The organism is Adlercreutzia shanghongiae, from assembly GCF_035830635.1.
GTDB classification, from domain to species: domain Bacteria; phylum Actinomycetota; class Coriobacteriia; order Coriobacteriales; family Eggerthellaceae; genus Adlercreutzia; species Adlercreutzia shanghongiae.
The window spans coordinates 40,765-50,411 of the sequence record NZ_JAYMFI010000026.1 but is presented as its reverse complement, the minus strand read 5'-3'; the positions used below and the strand labels follow the sequence as shown (position 1 = coordinate 50,411).

6 protein-coding genes are annotated in these 9,647 nt (G+C 64.2%); all 6 read right to left on the bottom strand.

Annotated elements, in window-relative coordinates; genetic code table 11:
• Positions 1-357: 357 nt before the first annotated feature.
• Positions 358-1,731 (bottom strand): 4Fe-4S binding protein, encoded by a 1,374-nt coding sequence (locus VJ923_RS10585; protein ID WP_326441277.1) that lies wholly within the window; start codon positions 1,729-1,731, stop codon positions 358-360.
• A 320-nt stretch (positions 1,732-2,051) separates the two neighbouring features.
• On the bottom strand, positions 2,052-3,107 hold the full coding sequence (locus tag VJ923_RS10580) for a 4Fe-4S binding protein (RefSeq protein WP_326441275.1): 1,056 nt from the start codon (positions 3,105-3,107) through the stop codon (positions 2,052-2,054).
• 12 nt (positions 3,108-3,119) lie between these two features.
• Positions 3,120-3,908, bottom strand: coding sequence for a 4Fe-4S dicluster domain-containing protein (locus tag VJ923_RS10575; protein ID WP_326441273.1), 789 nt, complete (start codon positions 3,906-3,908; stop codon positions 3,120-3,122).
• A gap of 350 nt (positions 3,909-4,258) precedes the next feature.
• Positions 4,259-5,173 carry a dimethyl sulfoxide reductase anchor subunit family protein gene (locus tag VJ923_RS10570; protein WP_326441271.1) on the bottom strand — a complete coding sequence of 305 codons (915 nt, stop codon included), beginning with the start codon at positions 5,171-5,173 and terminating at the stop codon, positions 4,259-4,261.
• Between the two features lie 6 nt (positions 5,174-5,179).
• Positions 5,180-5,839, bottom strand: a complete 660-nt coding sequence (locus tag VJ923_RS10565; RefSeq protein ID WP_326441269.1) for a 4Fe-4S dicluster domain-containing protein — start codon at positions 5,837-5,839, stop codon at positions 5,180-5,182.
• Between the two features lie 18 nt (positions 5,840-5,857).
• Positions 5,858-9,502: a molybdopterin dinucleotide binding domain-containing protein gene (locus VJ923_RS10560; RefSeq protein ID WP_326441267.1), complete on the bottom strand. Its 3,645-nt coding sequence runs from the start codon at positions 9,500-9,502 to the stop codon at positions 5,858-5,860.
• Positions 9,503-9,647: the final 145 nt, after the last annotated feature.

Here is a 9,647-nt window from a genome sequence, read left to right as displayed (position 1 = left end):
CGAGGAGGCGGCCCGAAACCTACTCGCCTTCGCCGCCGATATCGACACTGCCAAGATGAAGCCCCCTAGCTTCCTCATGGTCGTCACCGCTACCGGCTACGCCTACCGCCGCTCCGACGGCGTCTACGTCGTCCCCTTGGGCTGCCTGAGGCCGTAATCAATTCAACTGTCTTAGATTGTCTCACCCCAAAAAGTAGCCCCCGGCGCCGTGAAGAGGATAGTGGCGCCGGGGGCGAGCAGATTGAGACCGGGGTGACCGCTTGCGCGGACGGGAGATGCGGCCTCGCCTGCCTTACGAAGGGGTTCCAACTTTGCGGGCGAAGCATCATGTAAGCGATGCTTCGCGGTGATGCCTCCTTAGCGTTCGAAGATGTCTCCGTTGAAATCGAGGCGGAAGGTGTCAAGAATTTGATGCGGGTTATCGACGAGACTCACCGGACGCGGAGTCATGGCGTAGCGATGGTGGCTACCGTCGGAAAGCCACGTCGTGGGAACCGCGTCGAGCAGCGTGATGGCATCAGCCGGACACACGTCCTGGCAGCTGCCGCATTTCACGCAGTCGGCAGGGGCGTGGGTCACGCCCATGGCGCCGTCAGCCTCGTCGAACTTGGCGATGGCCCCCGTGGGGCAGAACGTCGCGCACATGCGGCACGAGACGCACTTGGTGCCGTCGATGACGACCGCGCCCCACAGGCGACTCTCCAGCTTGCCTTCCGTCGGCTCGCCGATGCGCGCAAGGGCATCCAACAGGCGCTCGCGGCGATCGGGGAGGAAGTGGGGCAGCGTGCCGTCCTTCATAACATGCATGGAATGGGCCGCCACCTTGCGCGTATGGCCCGAGTTCCAGTAGAAGCGCATGCCCGGACCCGCCGTCGAATCGGCCGCCTCGGCCTCGGGGGATGAGAGGGATGCCGGCACAGCGGGCGCGTAGGCGGCCGTATCCTCGGCAGCCTCGGGGAGATCCTTCGGCTCCGCGCCTGCGGCGCTGTGCTCAGGATGACACACTGGCGATGCGGAGGCTTCCGGAGCGTTCCGCTCGGCGTGGCACGGGAGGGGCTCGCAGGCGCGCTCTTCGGCGAAATAGACATCGCAGGCCGCGCGGGCCGCCTCGGCCGACACGCCGTCAGCGAGCACGCCCTCGGGCGCCTCGTCGGTCACGACGATGTCCATGGAAGAGCCCCAGGCGTCCAGCAGCGTTCGGGCCGTCGCGGCCACCAGTTCGGCCGTGTTGCGGCCGTGGCGCTGGGCGCACCGGTCGCACATTCCGCACAGCACCGTGACGCGCTGCACGCCTTCGGCCGCAAGTCCCGCCAGCAGCGATTCATCCACCCGTCCGGCGCACACCACCGGAGCCATCGATTCAGAAATCGCCAAATTGCCCAATGCCTCTTCCATCTGACTGCAGGCGATGACCACTTCCCCATCGCGAACGGCGGCCGCGCAGGCGGCCTTCAACTGGGCATCGGTCGGGTTCAGAGATTCCAACGCGCAGGTGGGACACACCGTAGCGCAGGTGCCACAGCCGACGCACTTCGAGGCATCGATGGAAAGCTCGCCCTCTTCGAGAGAGATGCAGCCCGATGTGCAGGCGGCGGCGCACTTCAGACAGTCCACGTTGCGATTGCGCACCTTGGCACACCGCTCGCGGTGAACACGGATGGCCGCGCTCTCCACGGCCGTAAAGGCGGCACCCACATGAGCATGGGCCGCCGCATCAATCGTCTCAACCATAGTTGCTCCTCTTCAAAGGCGGCAAGGCCTCTCCCAAAGCCCTCCCGCTCTTACAACTAAAGTAATAACAAGAGTAATCTTCCTTACGCTGGGCTCCGCCGCCCGTGGTCGATGACCTCTGCGCGCCCCTCGGAGAACGCGCATCGCCCAGAAATCTTCCTTACGCTGGGCGGGGCATCGTCGGCCGAGACCTCTGAACACTGCCTATCTGCGACCGCAGGTCGCTCCTTAAAAGCATGAAGGAGCGGAGCGCCTGAGCCGAAGGCGAACAGCGAAGCGGGGGCTCAGACGATGATGCCGCGCCCAGCGGCGAGCGACCCTTAATCCAGCGACGGCTTCAAATCGTCGTCCATAACCGGATCGGGAATCTCCACAACCGTCTTGCCCGCCTTCTTGCCGACGAACACCGGCATGGTGATGGCCTTGGTCGGACACACATCCACGCAGTTGCGGCAGCGGGTGCAGTCGGCCATGGTACGCAAGCCGAATTCCGGATGACGGATGTTGATATCGGCCTCACAAGCCTCGGCGCATTTGCTGCAAGAGGTGGCGCGAGCGGTCTCCAGGCATTTCTCGTCGTTGATGGTGGGCACGAAAGTGCGCGAGAAGCGGCCGACCAGGTTCATGAGCGCCGAGAGCGGGCAGAAGTTCGAGCACCACTTGCGCAGAACCACCAGCTCGATGACGAGCATGGCCGGGATGAGAATGAGTCCGATGGTGGCGTCGCCATGGGCGAAGGCGCGCCAGATAACAAGCACCGTAGCAAACGTGAGACCCACGGGGCACACGAGGCAGAACACCGGGAATCCGAAGAGGGCCGTGGAGAGCAGCGCGCCGCCGAGCACCGCGTGGCGGGAATCCACCTTGCCGTGCTTCACCGGCTGGCACTTGCCGCAGGCGCCGCAAGCGTGGCCGGCCTTGGCAGCCTTCAGGCTCTCGATCTCCTGCTGGGAAATAGCTTTGATCTCGGAGTTCTTCTTCTCGGCGAGCTCGCGGCGCTTGCGCGGCGAACGGAAGAAATCGCGCACGCGGTCGACGAGCATGGTCGGGCACAGCCACGAGCAGAAGGCGCGGCCGAACACGAGCACGAGCGCGGCGATGAGCAGAAGCGACACCACGGCGCGGGGAATCATGGTCTTGGTGGCGATCATGGTGCCGAGAGCGCCCAAGGGGCACAGAAGCGAGAACGTGTCCCAGCCGAAGCCGGACAGGGTGCCCATGGACACGCCGGCAATGAGGCCCGCGGCCATGCCGACGAAAACCACCGCGCCAACGACCGTGCGCAGCTTGCGGGTCTTCAGCTTGGCATCCATGGCTTTCAGGCTGTCTTTCTTCGAAGCGGCCTCGACAGCCGCGGCGTTCTTGGTCTCTTTCACAACCTACCCCCTTTAACCCTGGATGGGGCGCACGACAATGGCGCGCTCGCTGGACTTGATGGAGCCGGAGGACAGCGACAGGCACACGGCCTGGCAGGCGCCGCAGCCGTTGCACTTGTCCTCGACGACGTAGGGAATGGGGTTCGCGCCTCCCTCGTCCTTTAGCTCGATGGCGCCGTAGTTGCAGGCGTCGTAGCAGTCGCGGCAGCCGGTCAGGCGGTAGGCCAGGCAGGTGCGCGGGTCAATTTCTGCGGTGCCGATGATGATGTCACCGGTCTCGCCGGTCTCGGGGTTGCCCACGGTGTAGTCGGCGGGAAGCTCAAGAGCGCTGGTGGGACACACCTGCACGCACAGGGGCACGCCGCCGTTCTCCTCGTAGCAGAAGTCGCAGTAGTTGCCCGTGTTGAAGTCGAGCATGGGGCTACGCATGCCCAGCAGGCCGTCCTCGATCTTTGCCGGCACGATGGCCTGGCGCGGGCATGCCTCGTAGCAGCGCTCGCAGCGGATGCAGCCGCTCACCAGATGGGCCTCATCGGTTCCTCCCGGCGGGCGATTGATGGGGTTGTGACCCGCGTAGCGCAGACCGCCCAAGCCCAGTAGGGCCACCGTGGACCCCACGCCGATGAACAGGCCGCGCCGCGAGATGTTGCCCGCTCCCGCGCGCTTGGGCTCGGCCGCCGTCTCCACGCCGGCCGCAGCCCCGGGAGCAGCCGCGTCGGCCGCAGCTTCAGCCGCCGTCGTCTCGGCGGCAACTCCCTCTTTCTTCTCCTCGGTCATTGATTCCTCCTCTTCAAGAATCATCTGAGAGCTTGCTCCTCTTCAAGCACTTTCGGAGAAAATGCTTGAAGAGAGGCAACGACTCCCGTCGCGCCGAAATTCGCGTCCGCAACCCGCGAATTGCTTTCAAAATGACGGGTAGCGTAGTTTTCGGCGCGATTTCTCGCTTCCCGCGCTTTCAAAATGACGGGTAGCGTAGTTTTGGGGTACGCCATCCGTCATTTTGAAAGCAACTCGCTCTCGTCCGTATTAAGCGAAGCGGGCTCGGGCGTTGCCTGCGGGGCTTGTCTGTTAGAAAAGCCCGCCTCGCTTAGGTTCTCAAAAGGGCGCCGTCCGACCGACCAGAGACGGACGGCAGCCCTGCGTTCAACTTCTTACTGAAGCGCCCACTGGAACTGGATGAGGGCGTTCACGGCTACTTCGTAGAGCAGCACGCGCCACACGATAGTGCCGATGATGGCGCACGCGATGGCGACCACGGCCACGATGAGCGCCTTGTCGGCGGCGATCTTGCCGCACATCACCAGGGCGGAGAGCACGGCGGGCACCGCGCAGCCGATCGCGATGCAGCCCAGCCAGAAGGCCACGGCATGCTCGCCGGCCAGGATGGCGCCGGTGACCTCTTCGGTCTGGCGCATGGCCACGTCAGGCAGCGTCGGGTCGAAGTAGTACTCCATCTCGGTGAAGTGCTCGCCCATGCCGGAGATGGCGACCGCGTAGATCACGGTGACCACGGCGCAGACGACAGATCCGATGAGGGCCACGGTGGAGGACAGCTTCACGGCGTCCTCGCACTTGGTGGCGCCGGCGATGATCATGGCGGCCAGGCCACCGAGCATCACCGTGGCAACCACGTAGTACAGAGGCAGCAGCATGGTGTCCCACACCGGGATGGCGCTCATGAGGTAGGAATCGCCGGTCGCGAACGGCAGGGCCACGGACACGACGATGGCCAGGATGGCGCACCACGCAGGGGCCACGCCCTCCTCGGAGCGGCGCATCATCAGGAAGTACAGCACCACGGCGATGGCGAACACAATCACGAAGATCAGCTCGATGGTAATGCCGGAGGTGATGTGGCCGAAGCCGTTCAGCATGCGCAGCGGGTGCTGGAGGTGGAAGAACACCGCCAGGCCGCCGATGCACAGAGCCACGATGGCAGACACGCAGGAGGCGAGCTGCATCTGCTTGCCCTTGCCGGACAGGGTGAGAATACCCTGCATCAGGAAGATGCCGCCGGCCAGGCAGTTAAAGAAGGTGAAGAGAATAAGGGGCCACTGAATCTCCATTGGTTATTACTCCCTCCACTTTCGACCCTCGCGCAACAGGTACATGAGCTTGGGATCATTGCCCTTGTTGGTGAGGTGGTGAATATCGTTCTCGGTAAAGGCTTCCACGTAGTCCTTGAGCTTGACGCGGGTCTTGGTCATCTCGTCGTACTGGCAGCCGGGGGAATCCGGATGAGCCGGAGCCTCGAAGTTCTCAACGCCATTGTCGAGATCGCCGAAGAAGCGGGCGCGGGCGCCGCACTGCGACACGCACTGGGGCAGCTCGCCCTGGCTCGTGCGCTGCTCGCACAGCGTGCACTTCTCGACGACGCGCTCGGTCTGGTTCAGGTAGCGCACGCCGTAGGGGCAGGCCATGGCGCAGAACTGGCAGCCGATGCACTTGTCCTTGTCGATCTGGATGGTGCCGTCCTCGGCCACGTGGGAGGCCTCGGTGGGGCACACCTTCACGCACTCGGGGTTCTCGCAGTGCTGGCACTGAACGGGGAGGAAGTACATCTCCACGTCCGGGTAGGTGCCCGAACCGCCCTCGATGGGGTGCGGACCGACGCGCAGGGTCTTGATCCAGAAGTTGCCCACGTCCACACCGTTGATGGCCTTGCAGGCCACCGTGCAGGCGAGACATCCCGTGCAGCGGTTGAGGTCCGTGATGATTGCGTAATTGGACATCGCTTGTTCCTCCTTCCTTTATTCCTTGATGAGGCTGATGGTCTGCAGGCCCTTGGCATCAGAGCTTGCGTAGGTGAGCTCGACCTTGGAATCGGCCAGACGCGGGTCGTTGGCCAGCCATTCCTTCAGACGCGGGTCGTTGGCGTTGGTGATGGCCTCGTTGCCCCACGGGTCGCACGGCACGGGGTTGCCGAACGGCGAGTTCTCCGGGGTGGCCTTGTAGACGACCATCGGGTTGCCGCGCAGCTGGGAGGCACCGCAGATCCAGCACTGGGCGTACTTGTCCATGGTGCAGTTGATGCCGACGAGCTCGAAGCCATGGGCGGAGTGGTCCATCTCGGGGTACCACCAGGCATGGTTGGCGTTGGTGGTGCCTTCCTTGATGCCGTAGTACAGATCGGCGACCTCGCGGATGGCGCCCCAGGGGGTGCGCACCCAGATCCAGTCGCCCTGCTCGATGCCGAGGCGGGCAGCGTCGTTCGGGTTCATCTCGAAGCGCGGGGACGGCCACAGCTCGCGGCACCAGGGCAGCTGACGGTGCTCGGAGTGGAAGTAGACAGGCTGGCGAGCGCCGGAGGTGCAGATGAAGGTGGCCTCCGGGTTCTCCTTGACGGCCTTCTTGTAGGCCTCGAGGTTGTCGGTATCGCCGTTGTCGGTGGCCTGGCCGTTGCCCACGCCGGCAATGCCGTGGTAGGGCTTGTTCAGGTAGTTGTCGCTGTTGTAAGAAGCGGAATCCACCAGGCTGGCATCGTACCACTCGGGCGCCTGGACGCGGGAGTTCTTGGGCTCGAACCAGTGCGGGAACTTGTCGATGTCCGGGATGTCGCCGGCATAGGCGTCGCGGTCCGGCGAGCACACGTCGGCGAAGTACGGGGTCTTGTCGCCCACCTTCGCCGTGGTGCCCGGCGTCTCGAGCACGTAGGACTCGCTCACCGTGTCGCCGATGTAGGACTCGCAGATGGTCGACCAGATTTCGACCTTGCCGGTGGGGGTGCCGAAGGCGCACTTCTCGTCCACGGCGGCGTACAGGTTGTAGCCGGCCTGCTGGCGACGGTAGCCCATCTCCCAGCGGCGATAGGTGCCCCAACGCTCGGGATGCCACTTGCGGCAGTCGAACCAGCCCTCTTCCTGGAACTTCGCAGCGTACTGCGGGAAGTCGGGGCCATCCGGGTACTCCTCGGTCTTCCACCAGTCGGTGGCGTCCTTGAGCACGCGGTACTCCTGCTCCTCGTAGCCCACGCTACCGCCGGCCTGGATGAAGTCATGGTAGTCGAGGTTCAGCCACTCGTCGTATTCGGGGTCGCGGTCGTTGAACGGCACGCCCATGGACTTGTGGAGGCACACGACGAAGGTCGGGTCGAACACGACATCGCCGATGGGCTCCACGCAGCGCTGGCCGGCACCGAAGATGCCGCCGGCGCCCTGGGACACACGGCCGGTGTTGGTCTCCAGCCAATGGGTGCAGGGGAAGACGTAGTCGGCAGTGCCGTTGTTCGGGCAGGACCACAGGTTGATGTCCACCCAGAAGTCGAGCTGCGTGAGAGCGTCCCAGGCCTCGAGCAGGTTCGACTGGTTCATGAAGTCGCCGGACATGCAGATGCCGCCGTAGAGCTTGTAGGGGGAGTCGATCTCGCGGATGGCGTCCCAGATGGAGGAAGCGTCGGTCCAAGAGTTCCAGAAGCGCAGCAGCGGGAAGCGCTCGGCGGAAATCTGGTCGGCGTTGTTCTCGAACGGGGTCTTCAGGCCGGGGTAAGAACGAGAGCTCTTGTAGTCGCCGCCCTTGCGCATGGCGATGATGCGGGCTTCCTCATCCGTGGGGATGTGGTTGCCGTAGCGCTCCATGAGCGGGGAGTTCTCGGCCTGCAGGTACTTCACGAAGTTCTGGATCAGCGGAATCTGGTCCTCGATGGTGAGGTCGCGCGGCGTGTTGCCGAGCTCCATGGTGCCGATGCCCTCGCGAATGCCCCAGTCGACCGGATCGTGATCGGTCTTAATCATGTTGGCGCGGCCGCAGCAGCCGTCGACCTGGGCCTTGGAGGAACCGCGGTTGCCGGCGGGCTCGTCGGAGTTGCCGGTCAGGCAGGCGATGAGCTGCAGGGCGCGGGTGTTCTGCACGGCGTGTCCCGTCTGGTCGGGAGCCAGCTGGTAGTGGATGCCGCCGTTGCCGTGAAGCGGGTTCAGGCGCGTCGTGTAGGTGCGGACGGCCTCCTCGATCTTGTCAGCGGGCACCTCGGTGATCTCGGAGACGCGGTCGAGCGTGTACTCCTCGAGGTTGTGCTCCCACTCCTGCCACACGGACTTGGCCTCGATCATCTTGCCATTCGCAAGCTTGACCTGAACGCCGTCGGGCCACAGCTCCGGGTCCTTCGGCAGGCCCTTCGGATTGGACTTCTTGCCCTTCTCGTTGCCCTCGCCGGTCCAGTAGGCGTCGTAGGCCGGGTCGGCCGGGTCGGCGAACTTGGAGGGATCGGGAAGCCACGCGTCGGCGATGATCGGCTTGTAGGGATGCTCGATCCAGGTGCCGGTGGTCGGGATCTTGTGCTTCTCGCCCTCCCACTGGCACTCCTCGGCGTCCCAGTAGGTCGGCTTCTCGTTGGCGGCGTCCCAGCAGATGAAGCGGCGGTAGGAGTACTGCTCCGGCGCCGGCTCCCAGAACTGGGAAACCCACTCGCGGTCCAGATCGGCCTCGGTGAGCAGGCGGCTGGTCATGTGGATGCCGCCGTTCATCTCGAGGAAGTAGCCCTTGTAGGTCTTGCCGTCTGCCTCGGGGTTGTAGAGGAACGGGCCGTTGGACCAGCGCTTCACGAAGTTCTTGTCATAGGCGTCGTTGTCCACGATCCACTTCAGCCAGCCCAGCGACAGCGCCAGGTCGGTGCCGACGCGGATGGGCAGCCAGATGTCGGCCTCCTTGCCCAGCGGGCTCATGCGGGGGTCGACGAGGATGTGCTTGTAAGCACGCTGGGAGCAGTCCACGACGGTACGGTTCGTAGAGTCGTAGTTGGAATACTCGGAAGCGGTACCCCACTGCACATAGACGATCGGGCCCTGCTCCACTTCCATCCAGGGCGAGCCCTTCTCATCGGTGAGCACGCCGCCGAAGTGGCGGGGGCCCTTGCAGATCTCGTAGGCGGAATGGAAGTTGTGGGTGCCGAACACGGACTTCAGGGTGCCGTAAGGCGGCTGCGCCCACACGCGCGAGGTGCCGCCCATGGAGAAGATCGACTTTCCACCGTACTTGTCGATCAGCTCGTTGTACTTGGCGCCGATCTCGTCCATGGCCTCCGCGAAGTTCACGCGGACCCAGCCCGGATCGTCCTCGCCCTTGGGGTTGGTGCGCTTCATGGTGTAGCGCAAACGATCGGGATGATACAAAGCCAGCATGGACGACTGCGACTTGGCGCAGCAATGTCCGCGGCTGTGTGCATTGGACTCGTCACCCTCAACCTTGATGACCTTGTTGTCCTGCACGGTGACCCACACACCGCATTCCACCTTACCGCATGCACGGCAGCAGGAACGGATGCGCTTGACCTCACCAGCTGATTCGTCGACGCCCTCGGCCAGAGCCGCAGACGGAGCAGCGGCGAAGCTCAAGCTGCTCGCAGCGCCCGTGACGGCGGCGGCCTTCAGGAAGCTGCGACGAGTCAGTGAAAGTTTAGCCATGGGTCCCTCCTCTCTCTTAGAGTAGATAGCTTTCCAACAAAACACCGGAGGCCCTCGGCGGCCGCATCGGCGCTCCGCAAGTGGAGGGGGTGGAGCGCCTTCGAAGCTGTCGAGCGGCCACCGATGTTTTGTTGCCCAACGGCGA